Here is a 17,072-nt window from a genome sequence, read left to right on the forward strand (position 1 = left end):
GCCGGTCCGGATTCCCGGAGGCGGTGCCCCGATGCGGGACGTCACCAGTGGCGTACGGCCAACAGGACGAACGCGACGACCAGAATGGTGGAGCCGGTGACGGTGATCGCGCGGAGCCGGACCCGCAGGTCGTCGTCCCAGCGGTCACCGTCTCCGCTGGCCCGGCGCGCCAGCGGGGTGAGGGCCCGGCCGATGCCGAAGCCGACCCCGGCCAGCACCGCCACGCTCAGCCGTTGACCGGCCAGGAACACCGCCACGGCCAGCACGTACGGGGCGCTCGACGAGACGTAGGTACGCACTCCCGTGCCCAGTTCGAAGCCGAACCGGGCCGCCCCGCGCCGGACGTCACGCTGGAGCACGTCCTGCGGGATCTGCCGGGCGTTCTGCGGCAGCCGGACCCGGACCAGACCGAGTTCCCGGAGCAGCCCCAGCACGGCCACCGCCACGATGGCCGCGTACCGCCACGGCGTGGGCAGCGGCGCGGACAGCCCGGAGAACACCCCGAGCACCAGCCCGCTGAGCAGGCCACCGGCGATCAGGCCGGCGCTGAACAGGGCGAGCAGCACACCCTGCCGTTCTCGATCCCGCCACCCGGGCGAGGCCAGCGCGTACGCGCTGTTGCGGGTTCAAACCGAGCCGGAGAGCGTGTATCCGGTGAGCGCCCCGATCAGCGCCCAGCTGAGCGGATGGCCGTACCCGGCCGCGACGAGCGCCCCGGCGGTCAGCGGCAGCACCGGGGCGAACGGGTCGGCGACCCACCGCCGGACGTCCCGGCCGGGGCGTACCGGGCCGGGACCCCGGTGGGTCATACCGCGCCGCCGGTGAGGGTCCGCCAGGTGTTCACCCCGGCGATGCCGTCGGCGGTCAGCCCGTTCTGCCGCTGGAAGTCCCGGACCGCGCTGTCGGTCAAACCGCCGAACACCCCGTCGACCACCAGCCCGTAGGCGTGCCGGTTGAGCTGCCGCTGGAGGCCCGAGACGGCCTGACCGGTGTTGCCGGACCGGACCGACACCACCAGCGACGGCCAGGTGGTGGCGTCGACGACCCCGGTGACCGTGAGTCCGGCCGCCGTCTGGAAGCTGCGCACCTTCGCTTCGGTGTCGCTGCCGAAGACACCGTCGATCCCGGTCGCGTGGCCCCGGGCGGTCAGCAGGTGCTGCACGGTGTGGACGTTGACCCCGGTGTTGCCCCGCCGGACGGCGGGCCAGCTCACCGTGCCCAGGCAGCCGCACTGGGTGTTCCACCGGCAGATCGACCGTACCCAGCCGGCGCTGGTCTTGCGGTACCCGTCGTGGCAGCGGCGTTCCACCGAGCACGCGCACGCCCCGCACGGCCCCTGGTAGTGCCACAACCAGCCGTCGTACGTGCCGGAGTAGCACTCGTTGGGCCGCAGGATCCAGGTGGTCCCGTCGTTCTTGTGGTACCCGAGGTACGTCCCGCTGGTGTTGCAGGCGTCGGCGAAGATCGTGCTCGGCCCGCAGCCCGGCGAGCAGTTGTGGTCACTGGCGTAACTCGGACACGAGCCGTAGATGGTGTACCCGTCGGCGTACGCCCGGCGGGCCGCCGGGAAGACGCTGAGCGCGGCCATGCCGACCGCGGTGCCGGCCTGGATCAGGGCGCGCCGGGACAGCGTCCAGGCGGCCCGGGTGCGCCCGGCCCGCACCGGCGTACGCCGGACGGCGGCGCCGGTTCCCGGGTCGGTGCCGCGCAGCGCGGGTACGGCGTCGAGAGTGGTCATGCCCGGCCTCCCGGCTGGTGGGTGGCGACCGCCGGTCCGGTGGCCCCGGACGGGTCGGGGTCGAACCTGGCTGCGGACGGGGCGGGTCCGAGTCCGGCCCCGGACGGGGCGGGGTCGAACCGGTCGAGGAGGCGGCGCAGGGCCGTGCGGGAGCCGACCGGCTCGGCGTGCCGCACCTGCCCGGCCCGGTCGACCACGGTGGCGAACGGGGTGGCGAGCGCGTCGTACCGGTCGAACAGCTCGGCCTGCCCGGCGAGCACCGGGACGGGCAGGCCGGCCGCCCGCGCCGGCGCGACGTCGCGGTAGAGAACCCGGAACTCCAGCCCGGCCCGGTCGACGTGGTCGGCCAACTCGGCGAGCACCTCGGCGCAGGTACCGCAGTCGGGGTCCAGGAAGAGCAGCACCAGCGGACCGCGCGGTGCCGCCGGGGCCAGCCGGGCGAAGTCGGGGGCCGGGGTGCCCGGCGGCAGGCCGACCGACTCCGGGTGCCGCTGCGCCAGCCCGCTCGACAGGGCGTGCACCTGGCGCACCAGGCCGGACACCACGAGGGCCAGCAGCAGGATCGCCACCCAGCTCAGGATCAGCGCGCTGGTCTGGAAGCTCATCCGGACAGGTCTCCTCGTGCCGGGCGGACGGGCCGGGGGTGGTACATGGCGGCCGGTAGCTGCCACAGTCCGACGGTGAACGTGGCGGCGGCCAGCAGGACGACGGCGAGGTCGGCGGCGAGCCGGCCCCAGCCGAGCACCGAACCGGACAGCACCGCGCCGAGCAGGGCCAGGCCGGACAGCACCGCCGCCCGCGCCACCACCCAGCCGCTCATCGGCAGTTCCCGCCGGGAGCAGCCGCACGGGCCGGTACGACCGGTGGACAGCACGTGCCGGCCGTAGCCGGCGTACAGGCCGAGGAGTCCGGCGGCGGCGACGCCGACGGCGATCCGCAGGGCCCGGCCGTCGTCGCCGCGCAGCGCCACCACCCCGGCCCCGGCGAGCAGCAGCTCGGCCGTGACGACCAGACCGGCGACGGCGGCGGGCGCCGGGAGTACCCGGTGCGCGGCCAGGGCCCGGGTCAGCGCGGCCGGCCGGGTCAGGTGCCCGACCCCGGTGACCAGCAGGGTGGCCACCACGGTGTACGCCGCGACGCTGCCCAGGAGGACGCCCACCGTGGCCTACCCGGCGGTCCGGACGTCGAGCCGCTCCACCAGGGTGGGCACCTGTTCCGGGTCGGTGTCGGCGAGCGGGACCAGGCTGAGCCAGGTGTCCGTGGTGGCCAGCACGAAGTAGGGCCGACCGTCGGACAGGGCGTCCCGGTAGAGGTCGCCGGCCCGGGTCCGCAGGCCCCGCCACGACGGCAGCTGCTTGGCGCGCTGCGCGGTGAGCGGGGTCATCTCCAGCAGGCCGAGGCCGGGGACCTCCTTGAGCACGGTGGCCGGTGCGGCGAACACCGCGCCGCCCTTGGCGACCGGCAGCAGGGTCAGCCCGTCGTCGTGCTCCTCGACGCGCAGGGAGCGCAGCACCCCGAGCAGGTGCCCGGTCGACGCGCCGTACAGCTCGGTGAAGAAGGAGTGCCGCCGTCCCCGCCAGACCGCGACGAGCCGGTCCTCGGTGAGCCGGATCCGCGGGTCGTGCGGTCGGGTCCGCGCGGTCAGCAGCGTGCCGCCCTGGTAGCTGAGTTCCTCGTCGAACCGGTCGACGCCGAGCGCCCGGACCACGTCGTCGGCGAGCCCGGTCGGGCCGGTGGTGAACTCGTGCAGCCGACCGGCGATCGTCACGTCGGCGACGGAGGTGGCCGGCGCGCGCAGGTCCAGCTCACCGTCGAGCAGGTAGCGGCGTCCGTCGACCGCCCGATGTGCCACCGGTACCGCCGTGGTCGTCATCGACCAACCTCCGCCCGAGTCCGGTGTTCCCACCCGCCGGGGCATCATATGCACCGACGTGAATGTCGGGCAAGGATGCCGCCGGGGTGGACCGGGCGTGTCGCCTCAGTCGGCGCAGTACCCGTGGCGGGCGGCCCGCTCGGCCAGCCACAACCAGCGGCGCTGCACGTCGCCGCTGGTGGCGGCGACCATGCCCAGGGCGTCACCCCGGACCACGTGCAGGGCGTCCGCCGTCGCCGACGCGTCGTCCAGCAGCGCCGCGCCGGCCCGGAACGCCTCCGCCTCGGCCGCGCCGCCGAACCGGGGCGCCACCTCGTCGCGCCAGAAGTCCGCCCAGGCCAGCTCGGGATTCCAGCTGAACCGGGCGTACGCCAGGTAGCTGATCTCGTTGGTCGGGTGGTACGCCGACGGCTCGGCGAAGATGGTCAGCCCGCGCATCCCCGCGCCGCCGGCCCGGGTCGCCATGTCGGCGTACAGGTCGGGCACCCAGGAGTGCCGCTGCCGGTTCCACTGCGAACCGGCGTGCGTGCGCAGCACGGTGGTGGTGTGCGGGAGCGCGTCGACGTGCGCCGCGGTGAGCCGGTGCCGGTTGTCGTACCAGAAGCCCCGGTTCACGCAGTACTGGTAGGCCACGTCGTCGGGCAGGTCCGCCAGCGGTTTCTGCGCCTCCAGGTCGAAGATGTTGTCCCAGTACACCTCGACCAGGTGCCGCAGCGGCACCCCGGCCGGCCCGGTCCGCCGGGCCGTCTCCAGCAGCGTCGGGTACACCGACCGCATCGCCTCGTACGACCAGGAGGTGCGTTCGCCCCCGGTGCGGGCGGTGCACCGGTCGCAGGCGCAGCTGCCGTAGTCACCGGTCTCGAAGTTGATGCCGCCCACCGGCAGGGTGTCCAGCAGCCAGTCCACCGCGTCCCGGTGCCAGGCCAGGTTGTCCGGCCGGGACGGGCAGGCGGCCATCATGTACTCGCTGGCCGGGAAGTGCAGGTCACCGAACTCGTCGATGTCGAAGCCGACCTTCTTCGGCAGCTCGGCGGCCAGGTCGGGGCGCTGCCGCAGCCAGGTGGCCAGGTTGTAGCGGTGCCGGCCGTCGAAGTAGATGCCACCGTAGGCGTTCACGCCGATCCCGGCGATGATCCGCACCCCGCGCTCGTTGGCGTACCCGCACAGCTCGCGGGCCGCCTCGACGCCGCCGTGGGCGTCGCGCAGCAGCCCGTACACCACGATGCCGCCGATCCGTTCCCGGGAGCAGAAGTCCACCAGCCGCCGGTAGTCCGCGCCGAACGCCCCGGCGTCCTTGGCGTACGGGTTGAGCGCGCCGATCTCCTGCTGGCCGAGCTGGCGCAGGTCCCAGTTGGTGGAGTGGTCCCAGGTCCACAGGGTGCGCAGCGGCAGGCCGGGCGCGTCGGCGCGTACCCCGACCGGCAGCCCGGCCGGGGTGGCGGCGGCCAGCAACTCCCGCGCGGCGTACACCAGGCCGGCGAACGGGTCGCCGGTGAGCCGGACCGGCCCCTGCTCGGGCACCTCGACCCGGTAGCCGCCCTCCGGCAGCGCCGGGTCCACGGCGAGTTGGACCTGCACCCCCTCGGGGTCGGCCCCCCACGCCCCGGTCAGCAGGCCGGCGGCGTACGGCGCGACCTCGGCGCCGTGCACCCGGATCCCGGTGAGCCGGCGGTACTGCTGCGACATCATGACCTCCCGAGGGACTGCGGGGTGGCGGCGAGGTACTCGACCACGTCGATGGCCGTCCACACCCGGTGCTGCCAGTACGGATCCCGCTCGACGCGGGCGCGGGCGTCGGCGGCGTCGACCGCCCGCAGGACGAGGACGGACGCGGCCAGGTCGGCCCGCGCCCCGACGACCAGGGCGGTGCCGTCGGCCAGCAGGGACGCCACGTGGTCCAGGTGCGCCGCCCGGTACGGGGTACGGCGCTCGGCGGCGTCGGCGGCGAAGGTGGCGGTGACCAGGAAGGTCGGTTCGAACCTCACGCGCCACCGCCGATCGCCTCGAACAGCCGCTGCATCGCCACCCGGTAGACGGTCTGCGGCCGGCCCGCGCCGGTGCTGACGTGCAGGCCGACCTCCTCGGCGAAGCCGGCGGCCCGCAGCGAGTTGAGCAGCCGGCGGGCCGACCGGGCCTCCACCCCGTACGCGTCGGCCAGGCCCCGCGCGGTCACCTGGTTGGGGTCCATCTGGTGCAGCGCCTCGATCAGCCGGCGGGTGGACAGCGGACCCAGCCGGAGCTGCTCGGAGACCCGCAGCACCCCGGGCGCGGTCTCCCGCAGCCGCTGCTTGACCGGGCTCTGCCGGCTGGAGTAGATCTCCCCGTCCGGGAAGACCACGTGCGTGTCGCCGCTGCCCCGACCGAGCGCGAGGGCCTTGCGGGCGTTGTCCTCGGCGGCGGCGATGGTGGTGCCCGCGCCGAACCCGACGGTGTGCGCGACGTCCACGCCGCGCAGCGCGAGCAGCGAGGCGTGCCCGGCCCGGTGCCGGGCGATGGCGCTCTCCACGGTGCCCCGGGTGGTGGTGATGAGCAGGGTCCGGTCGTCGATCGAGCCCAGCCGGCCGCGCATCCGCTCGGCGTGCTCCAGCAGCGCCTCGCGCAGCCGCAACCGCTGCCGTTCCACCTGGTACGGGTCGTGTCCCCGGCCGGCGGGCTCGGTCAGCTCGATCATCATCACCGCGATCTGGGTGGCCCGGGACTGGCGCACGTCGGCGGCGAGCCAGGCCCGGCGCAGCGCGTCGCGGACCGAGGTCCGGGTGTGCTCGACCCGCCACACCGGCACGCCCTGCTCGCGCAGGTCCCGGTGCACGGTGCCGAGGCAGGTCAGGCAGGCGTCGACCTGCCCCGACTCGTACCGTTGCCGGTGGTAGGCGGTGATCTCGTCGAGGCCGGAGAAGAGCAGGCCGGACGAGTCCGCGATGGGCAGGATCTCGGTCGGCGGCTCCGTCTCGATGTCGTGGTACGTCTCCCGGACCACGTCCGCCTCGATGGTGTCCACACTCACCCGGGGCAGCCGGCCCCCGGTGGCGAGCAGGATCCGGGACAGGGTCCGGTACAGGTCGATGCCGGCGTGCGGCACGAAGTCGATCTCGGCGCGCAGCCCGCCGGCCGCCACCGCGAACGCGTGCGGGATGCGTCCGGTGAACAGCAGCACCTGGCACAGCTCGTCGAGTTCCCGGGCCAGTTCGGGGGCCTGTTCCGGTCGGGCGTACGCCCGTGCGGTCAGCTCCGCGGAGCGCTGCTCGCCCGAGGCGACCTCCTGGACCAACCGGATCGAGTCCTCCGGGCCGATGATGCCGATCACTGTGCCGCCTCCGCCTCGTCGCCGCTTCCGGGTGGGCCGCTCAACCGGCGTGCACGGTGCCGACGACCCCGGCGCTGACCGGGGACGCCAACAGCACCAGCGCGGACGCCACGTCCTCCGGCCGGCCCAGCGTGGCCGCCAGCTCGGCGATCCGGTGCCGGTCGGCCCCGTTGGCCCGCGCCTCGGCCAGCGACCGCCGCATCAGCGGCGTGTCGATGTCGCCGGGCAGCAGCGCGTGCACCCGGATCCCCTGTGGATCCAGCTGCCGGGCCAGGGTGAGTGCCAGGCCGTGCAGCCCTCCCTTACTCGCGCCGTAGGGTACCGAGCCGGAGCCGGCGAGCACGCCGGCCTTCGAGCCGACCAGCACCAGTACGCCGGTACCGGGCGTGAGATGCCGGGCGGCGTGCTTGGCGACGAGGAACGGCCCGGTCAGGTTGACCGCGAGCACCCGGTGCCACAGCTCGACCGGGACGTCCCGGACGTCCAGCCCCTGGCCCCGCATCACCCCGGCCACGTGCAGCACGGCGTCGATCCCGCTCAGCTCGGCGGCCACCGCGTCGAGGGCGGCGGACACCTCGTCCTCCACCGTCACGTCGACCCGCCGGGCGCAGGCGGTCGCCCCGCCAAGGCGGGCCTCGGCGGCGGCCCGGTCCGCACCGTCGCCGTCGGCGTCCAGCACGGCGACCGCCGCGCCGGCCGCGACAGCGGCCCGGACCGTGGCCAGGCCGATGCCGGACGCCCCGCCGACCACCACCACCCGCCGACCGGCCAGCAGACCGGCCGACCGGGCGACGTCGACCGCCACCGGGCCGGTACCGGCTGCGGCCGGTCCGACCGCGTCGGCCCGGCCACGGCCCGGGGCCTCGGCCGGTGCGGCGACGTCGGCCGGGCCCGGGGCGTCGGCCGGTGCGACGGCGTCGGTCGCCGCCGGGGCGGTGGTGGGGGCCGGCGACGGCCCGGCGTCGGTCATCGACCGACCGTCCGGCGCACCGCGGCGACCACGTGGGCGGCCTCGGGCACCACGGCGGCCTGGAGCACCGGGGCGGCCGGCATCGGCACGTCCGGCGCGGCCACCCGGGCCACCGGGGCGCGCAGGTCGGCGAAGCACTCGGCGGCGGCGCGGGCGGCGATCTCCGCGCCGAACCCGCCGGTCAGGTTGGCCTCGTGCGCGACGACCAGCCGGCCGGTGCGGGCCACCGAGGCGGCCACCGTGTCGAAGTCCAGCGGGTTGAGCCAGCGCAGGTCGACCACCTCGGCCTCGATGCCCTCCTCGGCGAGCTGGCCGGCCGCGTCCAGCGCCGCCGACACCATCCGGGACCAGGCGACCACGGTGACGTCGCCGCCGGACCGGACCACCCGGGCCCCGCCGACCGGCTCGACCGGGGCGTCGGTGCGGACCGGTCCGCGCGTCGGGTAGAGCATCCGCGCCTCGGCGACCACCACCGGGTCGTCGCTGACCACGGCGGTACGCAGCATCTGGTACGCGTCGTCCGGGGTGGCCGGCAGCGCCACCCGCAGCCCCGGGGTGTGTGCGAAGTACGCCTCGGGGGAGTGCGAGTGCTGGGCGCACGCGCCGGGGGAGTAGCCCTGCTGCATCCGGATCACCAGCGGCACCCGCCACCGGCCGTTGCTGGCGTGGTGGATGGTGGGGATCTGGTTGACGAACTGGTCCATCGCCACGAACGAGAAGTCGGCGTACATGATCTCGGCGATCGGCCGCAGGCCGGTCATGGCCGCGCCGAGCGCCATGCCGAGGAACCCGGTCTCGGAGATCGGGGTGTCGAAGATCCGGCCCGAGCCGAACCGCTTGTGCAGCCCCTTGGTGGCCCCGAACGGGCCGCCGGGCAGGGCGACGTCCTCACCGAAGTAGACGGTGTCGGTCCGGCTGTCCAGCGCCCAGGCGAGCGCGGCGTTGACGGCCTGGATGTAGCGCAGCGACTCAGACATGCACGTGCTCCTTGACGGTCGCCGGGTCCGGGAACGGCACGGCGCGGGCGGCGGTCACGGCCGCCTCGATCTCGGCGGTGACCTCGGCGTCGATCGCGTCCAGCCGGGCGGTCAGGTCGGCGTCGGCGTGCTGCCGGATCCGGGCGAGCGGCTCGCGTTCCCGGGCGGCGGCGACCTCGCCGGCCGGCCGGTAGTGCTGCACGTCGCCGCTGTAGTGGCCGACCAGCCGTTCGGTCATCGCCTCGACGATGGACGGGCCGCCACCCTCGCGGGCCCGGTCGACCGCCTCGGTGACCGCCTCGGCGACGGCGTCGCAGTCGTTGCCGTCGACGACTCGGCCGGGCATGCCGTAGCCGGCGGCCCGCTCGGCGAGCTGCCGGATCCGCACCATGTCCTCGATCCGGGACATCTCGGAGTAGACGTTGTTCTCCAGCACCAGCACCAGCGGCAGGTCGAGCACGGCGGCCAGGTTGAGCGCCTCGTGCACGTTGCCCTGGTTCATCGCGCCGTCGCCGATGCTGACCACGCTCACCGCGCCGCTGCCGGTGCGCTGCGCGGTGAGCGCCGCTCCGGCGGCCACCGGTACGCCCGCGCCGACGATGGAGTTCTCGCCGATGAACCAGCGGCCCGGGTCGGACAGGTACGGCGAGGCGGCCCGTCCGCCGCAGAGCGCCGAGTCGCGTCCCATCATCTCGGCGAACAGCCCGACCAGGTCCACGCCCCGGGCGATGGCCCAGCCGTGGCCCCGGTACGTGGCGGTCACCCAGTCGCCGTCGCGCAGGGCGCGGGCGGCACCGACCGGGATCGCCTCCTGGCCGTTGCACAGGTGGATCGAGCCCGGGATCTCACCGGCGTCCTTGAGGGCGGTCAACCGCTCCTCGAACCGGCGGATCCGGGTCATGAGCCGATAGTCGTCCGGCAGCCCCATCACACCCCCAGTGGTAGTTAGAGCCTTATTCCGGCTCGTTCGCATCGGAGCCTAGACCAGCAGCGTCAGGCTATGGAAGAGTGCATGAGCAAGTTTCTGGCCGTTATTGGTCTCTAATTTGGGGGCAGGTATGGAGATCACCGCCGTCGAGTCGGTGGTACGCGGTGACGCGCACTTCGTCCAGGTGCACACCTCCGACGGGTCGGTCGGGGTGGGACAGTCCGCCTGCTGGGGCTACCCCAACGCCGTGCACGCCGTGGTGGAGGCGTTCCGGCCGCACCTGCTCGGCGCCGACCCGGACCGGATCGAGCACCACTGGCACCACCTCTACCGGATGGGGCCGTTCCGGGGATCGGTGCTCACCGCCGCCGTCTCCGCCGTCGACATCGCCCTGTGGGACCTGCTCGGCAAGCGGCTCGGCGTACCGGTCTGGCAGCTGCTCGGCGGCCGGGTCCGGGACCGGATCCGGCTGCACCTGCTGCTGCCCGGCACCGGCGCGGAGGCCCTCGCCGCCCAGGCGGCGGCGGCCGTCGCCGACGGCTTCACCGCGGTCAAGTTCGACCCGCTGCCCGCCGACTACGCCGACCTGTCCCAGGCCCGCCTGGTCGCGGCCACCGAGGCCACCACCGCCGCGGTCCGGGACACCGTCGGCCCGGACGTGGACCTGCTGGTCGAGCTGCACCGCAAGCTCACCCCGTTGCAGGCCGAGTCGGTGCTGCCCGCGCTGGCCCGGCACCTGCCGCTGCTGGTCGAGGACCCGATCCAGATCGACAGCGTCAGCGGTCAGGCCGCCGTCGCCCGCCGCGCGCTCGGCGTGCCGATGGCCAACGGCGAACGGCTGCACACCATCTGGGAGTTCAGTGAGCTGCTCGCCCAGGGCGGCGCCCAGTACGTCCGCCCCGACCTGGGGCTGGCCGGCGGGATCAGCCACGCCCGCAAGATCGCCGCGCTGGCCGAGGCGCACCACGCCGCCGTGGTCAGCCACAACTGCCTCGGCCCGCTGCTGACCATGGCGTCGGTGCACCTGGACACCGCCATCCCCAACTTCGTCACCCAGGAGTACTCGCCGCTGGACGACCAGCTCGCCGACGGTCCGGCCCGCGCCTGCGTACGGCGCGACGGCGGGTTCCTGCCGGTACCGCAGGAGCCGGGCCTCGGGGTGACCCTGGACCTGGCCGACGAGACGCCGCTCGACCTGACCGGCCGTCCGCTGCACCGCATCCCGCTGCGCGCCGACGGTTCGGTCGCCTACGCGGTCTGACCACCCGCACCGGCCCGGCGGGACCCCCCGCCGGGCCGGCGACGCCGGTGCCGGCCACCCGGGGCGCGCTGCGCGCGGGGGCGGTCGGCCCGGCGGACCCACCGCGCCGGCCGGTGCCGGGCCGGTCACGACGGTGGGTGGCCCGGGTGGTGGAAGACCGGGTACGCCCAGAGCGGCTCGCCGTCGGCGTCGGCGACCTCGGCGAACAGGTGCGCCAGCGACCGGCTCCAGCGGGCCTGCACCGCCGACGCCCCGGTGACCCGGCCGGCGTGCCGGTACCCGTACCGGGTGCGCAGCACACAGATCAGCAGCGTCCCGTGCCGGTGGATGTGGTAGTCGTAGATCCCCGCCTGGTCCAGCAGCGCGGACATCTCCGGCCAGACCTCGGCGTGCCGGCGCTCGTACTCGGCCGCCGCGCCCGGCCGCAGCCGGTACAGGTGGCACACCTGCACCCCCGGACCGGCGTCGGCCGGTCCGGGGGTGCGACGGTGGTCCGGGTCGGCGGTCACTTGCCCGACCCGGCGAGCGCGCCGGAGACCAGTTGCCGCTGGAAGACCAGGTAGATCACCAGCACCGGGAGCAGCGCGACGATCAGGCCGGCGCTGACCAGCGGTACCGACACGTCGTACTGTCCACTGAGCAGGGACACCCCGACCATTAGCGTCTTGCTGTCCGACCCACCCATGATCACCAGGGGGAGCAGCAGGTCGTTCCACATCCAGACGAAGTTGAAGATGGCGAGCGCGGCCAGCGCCGGGGTGGCGATCGGGGCGAGCAGCCGGAACAGGATGGTCAGGTGTCCGGCCCCGTCCACCCGGGCCGCCTCGATCAACTCGTCCGGGATCTGCTGGAAGTAGCCGGCGAGCTGGTACGTGCCCAGCGGCAGCCCGAACGCCGCGTACGCCAGGATCAGGCCCTGGTACTGCCCGGACATGCCCAGGTCCAGCACGGTCTGGTACAGCGGGTAGATGATCGCCTGGCTGGGGATGGTCAGCGACACGATGATCAGCAGGAAGACCAGCTTCCCGCCCCGGAACCGCACCTTGGTCACCACGTACGCGACCAGCAGCGCGGCCAGCACCGACAGCACCAGCCCGCCGACCGTGGTGACCAGGGAGTTCAGCAGCAGCCGGGGCATGTCCATCCGGCGGAACGCCTCGAGGTAGTTCTCCAGGGTGATCCCGGCCGTCGGCAGGCCCAGCGGGTCCCGGGCGAACCCGGCCTGCGTCTTGAGTGAACTGATCACGGTGAACAGCAGCGGGTAGACCGCCGCGACCGCGACGACGACCAACGCGAAGGTCAACAGGTAACGCCCGATCCGGGCGGCGTGTGGCCGGTTCATCGCGGCTTCCGGGTCCCCTCTGTGAACATGTGCCGCACGCTGAAGACGCTCAGCAGGGCGACGAAGACGAACAGCGCGATGCCGATCGCGGAGCCGTAACCGCGGTCCAGGAACTGGAAGGTGGTCAGGAAGACCAGGTACTCCGGCAGCATGGTGGCGTCACCGGGGCCACCCTGGGTCAACGCGTAGATCAGCGGGAACAGCCAGATCAGCACCCCGGACGCGCACAGCACGCTCCAGTACGCCACCGTGGGGCGCAGCATCGGCACCACCACCGAGAACAACCGCCGCCAGAAGCCGGCCCCGTCCAGGTAGGCGGCCTCCATCACCTCCTCGGGGATGGTCGCCAGACCGGCCAGGTACGTCATCACGCCCAGCCCGAAGAAACTCCACAGCGCCACCGCGACCAGCGAGAACAGCGCACTCCACCGGCCGTTGAGCCACTCGATCGCCAACGGCTCCAACCCCACCGTGCGGAGCAGGGCGTTGATCGGCCCGTCCGGGGCGAGGATCTGCCGGAACATGATGCCGACCACGATCGGCGCGATGGTGTACGGCACGAAGTACACCGCCCGGAAGAACGTCCAGCCCGGCGCCCGCTGGTGGATGAACACCGCCAGCACCAGCGGGATGACCACCCAGAACGGCAGCGTGGCGACTACCAGCAGGGCGTTGCGGAAGCTGGTGAGCACCATCGGGTCGTCGAACATCCGGGTGTAGTTGTCGGCCCCGGCGAACCCGCCGCTGTCGAACCCGCTGGACGACTCGAGGCTGGTGATCACACCCCGGACCAGGGGGACGAGCTTGAACATGACCACGAGGGCCAGGGCGGGCAGCACCAGGACGGCGCCCAGCCACCACTCCCGGGCCCGGCCCGGACGGCGCGAGGGCGGGCGGGACCGGGTGCTCTGGTCGGCGGCCGACGGCTCCGCGACCGGCGCGGTCGAAACGGTCATCAGGTTCCTTCCCCGGGGACTGACCGGTCGCAGGCGGCACCCCGGCCGCCTGCGACCGGCACGGTCACTTGCCCTGCTTCTTCGTGGGGCTGCGCTCCAGGGCCTGCTGCATCTGCGTGGCCCACTTGTCCACGGTCAGCTGGCCCAGGGTCACCTGCTGCCAGCCTCGGGCGAGCGCGTCGGCTTCCGGCCCGGAGAGCATCACCCCGGCGTGCAGCGTCGGGTCGGCCACCAGTTCCTGGATGGTGCGGAACGCCGGGGACGACGGCAGCAGCGACGGGTCGACGTTCTTGTTGAGCGGCTGGCCCTTGGCGTACTTGACCCACAGCTCGCCGTTCTCCTTGCCGGCCAGCCAGGTGATGAACTCCAGGCCGGCGTCCTTCTTGTCGCTCCACTGGGTGACCCCGTACACGGCACCCTCGATGCCGGAGAACTTCTTCGCCAGCGGGGCGTCCGCGTTGATCACCGGCCAGCGCGTGACGCCGAGCTTGTCGTCGCCGAGCGCCTTGCCGAACGCCTCCCAGTTCACCGCGTCCGAGATGATCGTGCCGGCGAACGCGGCGTCGCCGCGCTGGAAGATGTCCGCGCCGTCCGGCAGCATGGTGATCGAGGGCGCGTTCTTGTTGGTCCAGCCGCTGGTGGTGATCTCGGCGAGCTTCTCCAGCACCGCGACCAGCTTCGGGTCGGTCCAGGACAGGGTGCCGGCCAGCAGCCCCCGGATGTCGTCCTCGGACAGGTAGTTACGGGCGATCTCCGGGAAGTCCCAGTACGCCGGGAAGGTGCCGGACAGGCCCAGCGCCAGGCAGGTCTTGCCGGACTTCGTCACCGCGTCGCAGGCCGCGCCGAACTCCGCCCAGGTGGCCGGCGGCTGCTCCGGGTCCAGGCCGGCGTTGCGCAGCACGTCCTTGTTGAAGTAGAGGACGTTGCCCTGGTACGAGAACGGCACGCCGTAGCAGGGCTTGGCGGTGTCGAAGCCCTCGCAGGCCCCGCTGTACGTCACCAGGTCCTTGTTGATCTGGGCGGCCTTCTCGCCGAGCGGCACGTACGCGCCGCGCCGGTCGAACAGCTCCAGCCCGGCGTTGTTCGCCATCACGTCCGGCCCGGACTGCGAGGTGATGTACGGTCCCTGCACCTCGGGGTACTTGTCGAACGGGACGGACTGCATCTCCAGCTTGATGTCCGGGTGGCTGGCCTCGAAGGTGGTCTTCACCTGCTGCCAGTACTCGGTGCCACCCGGTTCCCAGGTCAGCACCTTGAGGGTGACCGGGCCGTCGGTGGCCCCGTCACCACCACCGCAGGCGGTCAGCAGCGCGGCGACGGCCGCACCGGCGGCGACGACGCCGGCGAATCTACGTCGAAACATCGGCAGAAGCTCCTGTCACATGAGGGGGGCTCGGGGGGATCCGGCGGACCGCGCCACCGGCGGTGGCGCTGTCGACCACGGCCTCGGCGACCCGGACGACGTGCAGTCCGTCGGCGAGTGGGACCACCGCCACCGGTTCGGTGCCGTCGAGTCGGCCGAGGAAGTGCCGCAGTTCGGCGGCGAGCGCGCCGCCGCCGTCGGCCGGGGAGAGGAGCCAGTCGGGCGCCTCGGTGGGCTCGCCCTGGACGAGCAGCGTGGGGTGGCCGAGGTCGACGTGCGCGACCCCGTCGGTGCCGTACACCTCGACCAGGTCCGAGGTGTGGTTGGTGGCGTGTTCGGGGAGCAGGTAGCTGTTGCGGATCGACGACACGACGTCGTTGGCGTGCCGCAGCTCCGCCCACACCAGGACCGGGCTGGCCGGTCCGGGTCGGGTCCGGGTCACCGCGCGGACCTCGACCACCGGCGCGCCCGCGTACCAGAGCGCCAGGTCGATGTCGTGCACGGCGGTGAGCAGCGCGGGGTGTTCGCGCGGGAAGAGCCGGCTGAGGGTGCGTGGCCGGTCCCGCCGGGACGACACCGCGAGCACCTCGCCGAGCCGGCCGGCGCGGACCGCCTCGTACAGGGCCCGGTGCGGGGCGCTGTGCCGCAGGATGTGCCCCGGCTGGCAGAGCACCCCGGTCCGTTCGGCGGCGGCGACGATCGCGGCGGCGTCGGTGACCGTCGCGGCGAGGGGCTTCTCCACCAGGACGGGCACCCCGGCGTCGAGCAGCTCCACGGCGACCGTCCGGTGCGCCGGCCCGGGTACGCAGACCGATGCCGCGTCGGGCCGGCCGGCGGCGAGCAGTTCGGCCACCGAGGCGTACGTGTGCGGCACCCGGTGGGCGGCGGCGACCCGCTGGCGGGTGGTGGCGTCCGGCTCGACCAGGGCCCGGACCGGCACGCCCAGCGACCGGTACGCGGCCAGGTGCCGGACGCCGAACGCGCCGTCGCCGACCACCGCGACCGACCGGGCGCTCATGCCCCGACCGCCTGCGTCGGAACGGACCGGTCGTCGGGTTGGCCGCCGTCCCCGGTGGGACGCCCGTCGGTCCCGGCGCGGTGACCGTCGGTCCCGGCGGGTTCCGCGTCGCCGGTGCGCCGGCCGGCGTTCGATCCGGTGGGACCGTCGGCCAGCCGACCGTCGAGCACGGCCCGGGTGAGGCGCTCCAGGGCCGCCACGCCCGTACCGAGGCAGCGTTCGTCCACGTCGAACGCGCCGGAGTGCAGCGGCGCGCCGCCGCGCTCGCCGGTCACCCCGAGCTTGACGTAGAGGCTCGGGCCGAGCGCGCCGAGCAGGGCGAAGTCGTCCGTGGTCAGCGGCGGCTCGGTCAGGTCCACCACCTCGACCAGGCCGGGCAGTTCGGCGTGCGCGAGCCGGACCAGCGACGCGGCGTTGCGCACCGGGGGCATCTCGTTGGCCCAGGTGAACCGCAGGCCCAGGTCGAGCGCGGCGGCCTGCTGCCGGGCCACCCGTTCGACGACCGTCTTGAGTCGTTCCCGGACGGCCTCGTCGTGGGTGCGCAGCGTGCCGGTGGCCTCCGCGTACGCGGCGACCTGGCTCTGGCTGGCCCCGCCGGAGATGGTGCCGATGTTGAAGGCGACCAGCTCGTGCGGGTTGCGGGACCGGGCCACTGCGGCGTGCAGCAGGTTCACCACGCCGGCCAGCCCGAGGATGGCGTCCCGGCCGAGGGCGGGGGTGGCGGCGTGCGCGGCCCGGCCGAGCACCTCGATCCGGAAGGCGTCCTTCGCGGCCATCGCGGTCTCCCGGTCGACACCGACCGCTCCGGCCGGCAGGTCCGGCCAGCAGTGCAGGCCGAGGACGGCGTCGAAGCTCCGCCCGCGCAGCGCCTGGTCGGCGAGGACCGCGGCGGCCCCGGAGGACTCGCCGAACGGGATCTCCTCGGCCGGCTGGAACAGCAGGGTCACCGAGCCCCGGGCGGGCGGGTCGGCGGCCAGCCGGGCGGCCACCCCGGACAGCACGGTCATGTGCACGTCGTGTCCGCAGGCGTGGCACACCCCCGGGTTGCCGGAGGCGTAGCCGACCTCCTTGGTGTCCTGGACCGGATAGGCGTCCATATCGGCCCGAAGCAGAACGGCGGGGCCGGGAGCATGGCCGTCGATGTCGGCGAGCAGGCCGGTGCCGGCGACGCCGGTCCGGATCCGGGCCAGCGGAGCGAGCCGGTCGGTCAGCGTGGCTGCCGTCCGGTGTTCCGTGAACCGCAGCTCGGGATGCTGGTGGAGCTGCCGGCGCAGCCGTACCAGATCGTCAACGTCCTCGTGCGCCTGCACCACGCGGTTCCACCCCTCGCCTCCGGCCGATA

The 17,072-nt window shown here is 74.0% G+C and carries 19 protein-coding genes; 1 reads left to right on the forward strand and 18 read right to left on the reverse strand.

The window, feature by feature from the left end; all coding sequences use genetic code 11:
- Positions 1–41 precede the first annotated feature (41 nt).
- From PVK37_RS20940 to PVK37_RS20995, 12 genes are all read right to left on the reverse strand, one after another.
- A complete protein-coding gene (locus PVK37_RS20940; RefSeq protein ID WP_275029287.1) occupies positions 42–566 on the reverse strand; it encodes a hypothetical protein in 525 nt (174 codons plus the stop codon).
- Positions 567–626: 60 nt separating this feature from the next.
- Positions 627–809 carry a hypothetical protein gene (locus PVK37_RS20945; protein WP_275029288.1) on the reverse strand — a complete coding sequence of 61 codons (183 nt, stop codon included), beginning with the start codon at positions 807–809 and terminating at the stop codon, positions 627–629.
- Positions 806–1,738, reverse strand: coding sequence for a peptidoglycan-binding domain-containing protein (locus tag PVK37_RS20950; RefSeq protein WP_275029289.1), 933 nt, complete (start codon positions 1,736–1,738; stop codon positions 806–808). Before PVK37_RS20950 ends, PVK37_RS20945 begins: the two co-directional genes overlap by 4 nt.
- Entirely contained in the window at positions 1,735–2,343 is a 609-nt protein-coding gene (locus PVK37_RS20955) for a peroxiredoxin family protein (protein WP_275029291.1), read from the reverse strand. The genes PVK37_RS20950 and PVK37_RS20955 overlap by 4 nt, the downstream gene beginning before the upstream one ends.
- Entirely contained in the window at positions 2,340–2,897 is a 558-nt protein-coding gene (locus PVK37_RS20960) for a MauE/DoxX family redox-associated membrane protein (protein ID WP_275029292.1), read from the reverse strand. The genes PVK37_RS20955 and PVK37_RS20960 overlap by 4 nt, the downstream gene beginning before the upstream one ends.
- Positions 2,898–2,903: 6 nt before the next feature.
- Positions 2,904–3,611, reverse strand: coding sequence for a hypothetical protein (locus PVK37_RS20965; RefSeq protein ID WP_275029294.1), 708 nt, complete (start codon positions 3,609–3,611; stop codon positions 2,904–2,906).
- A gap of 105 nt (positions 3,612–3,716) precedes the next feature.
- Complete coding sequence (locus PVK37_RS20970) at positions 3,717–5,297, reverse strand: hypothetical protein (protein WP_275029295.1); 1,581 nt, start codon at positions 5,295–5,297, stop codon at positions 3,717–3,719.
- Positions 5,297–5,596 carry a YciI family protein gene (locus tag PVK37_RS20975; RefSeq protein ID WP_275029296.1) on the reverse strand — a complete coding sequence of 100 codons (300 nt, stop codon included), beginning with the start codon at positions 5,594–5,596 and terminating at the stop codon, positions 5,297–5,299. Before PVK37_RS20975 ends, PVK37_RS20970 begins: the two co-directional genes overlap by 1 nt.
- The gene (locus tag PVK37_RS20980; RefSeq protein ID WP_275029299.1) at positions 5,593–6,915 is read right to left on the reverse strand and encodes a helix-turn-helix domain-containing protein; all 1,323 of its coding nucleotides are present in this window, start codon (positions 6,913–6,915) and stop codon (positions 5,593–5,595) included. Before PVK37_RS20980 ends, PVK37_RS20975 begins: the two co-directional genes overlap by 4 nt.
- Before the next feature lie 40 nt (positions 6,916–6,955).
- Positions 6,956–7,885, reverse strand: a complete 930-nt coding sequence (locus PVK37_RS20985) for an SDR family NAD(P)-dependent oxidoreductase (RefSeq protein WP_275029300.1) — start codon at positions 7,883–7,885, stop codon at positions 6,956–6,958.
- Positions 7,882–8,862 (reverse strand): alpha-ketoacid dehydrogenase subunit beta, encoded by a 981-nt coding sequence (locus PVK37_RS20990; protein ID WP_275029301.1) that lies wholly within the window; start codon positions 8,860–8,862, stop codon positions 7,882–7,884. Before PVK37_RS20990 ends, PVK37_RS20985 begins: the two co-directional genes overlap by 4 nt.
- The gene (locus tag PVK37_RS20995) at positions 8,855–9,763 is read right to left on the reverse strand and encodes a thiamine pyrophosphate-dependent dehydrogenase E1 component subunit alpha (RefSeq protein ID WP_275029302.1); all 909 of its coding nucleotides are present in this window, start codon (positions 9,761–9,763) and stop codon (positions 8,855–8,857) included. Before PVK37_RS20995 ends, PVK37_RS20990 begins: the two co-directional genes overlap by 8 nt.
- A gap of 157 nt (positions 9,764–9,920) precedes the next feature.
- On the opposite strand from PVK37_RS20995, the gene PVK37_RS21000 reads away from it, so the two are divergent.
- The gene (locus tag PVK37_RS21000; protein WP_275029303.1) at positions 9,921–11,051 is read left to right on the forward strand and encodes a mandelate racemase/muconate lactonizing enzyme family protein; all 1,131 of its coding nucleotides are present in this window, start codon (positions 9,921–9,923) and stop codon (positions 11,049–11,051) included.
- A 125-nt stretch (positions 11,052–11,176) separates the two neighbouring features.
- Here PVK37_RS21000 and PVK37_RS21005 read toward each other — a convergent pair whose 3' ends face one another.
- The 6 genes from PVK37_RS21005 to PVK37_RS21030 form a co-directional block, all read right to left on the reverse strand.
- Positions 11,177–11,560: an L-rhamnose mutarotase gene (locus tag PVK37_RS21005; protein WP_275029304.1), complete on the reverse strand. Its 384-nt coding sequence runs from the start codon at positions 11,558–11,560 to the stop codon at positions 11,177–11,179.
- A complete protein-coding gene (locus PVK37_RS21010; RefSeq protein ID WP_275029305.1) occupies positions 11,557–12,393 on the reverse strand; it encodes a carbohydrate ABC transporter permease in 837 nt (278 codons plus the stop codon). The genes PVK37_RS21005 and PVK37_RS21010 overlap by 4 nt, the downstream gene beginning before the upstream one ends.
- Positions 12,390–13,349, reverse strand: a complete 960-nt coding sequence (locus PVK37_RS21015) for a carbohydrate ABC transporter permease (RefSeq protein WP_275029306.1) — start codon at positions 13,347–13,349, stop codon at positions 12,390–12,392. The genes PVK37_RS21010 and PVK37_RS21015 overlap by 4 nt, the downstream gene beginning before the upstream one ends.
- Positions 13,350–13,413: 64 nt before the next feature.
- Entirely contained in the window at positions 13,414–14,712 is a 1,299-nt protein-coding gene (locus tag PVK37_RS21020; protein ID WP_275029307.1) for an ABC transporter substrate-binding protein, read from the reverse strand.
- Positions 14,699–15,730: a Gfo/Idh/MocA family protein gene (locus PVK37_RS21025; RefSeq protein WP_275029309.1), complete on the reverse strand. Its 1,032-nt coding sequence runs from the start codon at positions 15,728–15,730 to the stop codon at positions 14,699–14,701. Before PVK37_RS21025 ends, PVK37_RS21020 begins: the two co-directional genes overlap by 14 nt.
- Positions 15,727–17,043, reverse strand: coding sequence for a M20 metallopeptidase family protein (locus tag PVK37_RS21030; RefSeq protein ID WP_275029311.1), 1,317 nt, complete (start codon positions 17,041–17,043; stop codon positions 15,727–15,729). The genes PVK37_RS21025 and PVK37_RS21030 overlap by 4 nt, the downstream gene beginning before the upstream one ends.
- Positions 17,044–17,072 lie beyond the last annotated feature (29 nt).

It is taken from the genome of Micromonospora cathayae (assembly GCF_028993575.1).
In the GTDB taxonomy this organism is placed as follows: Bacteria; Actinomycetota; Actinomycetes; order Mycobacteriales; family Micromonosporaceae; genus Micromonospora; species Micromonospora cathayae.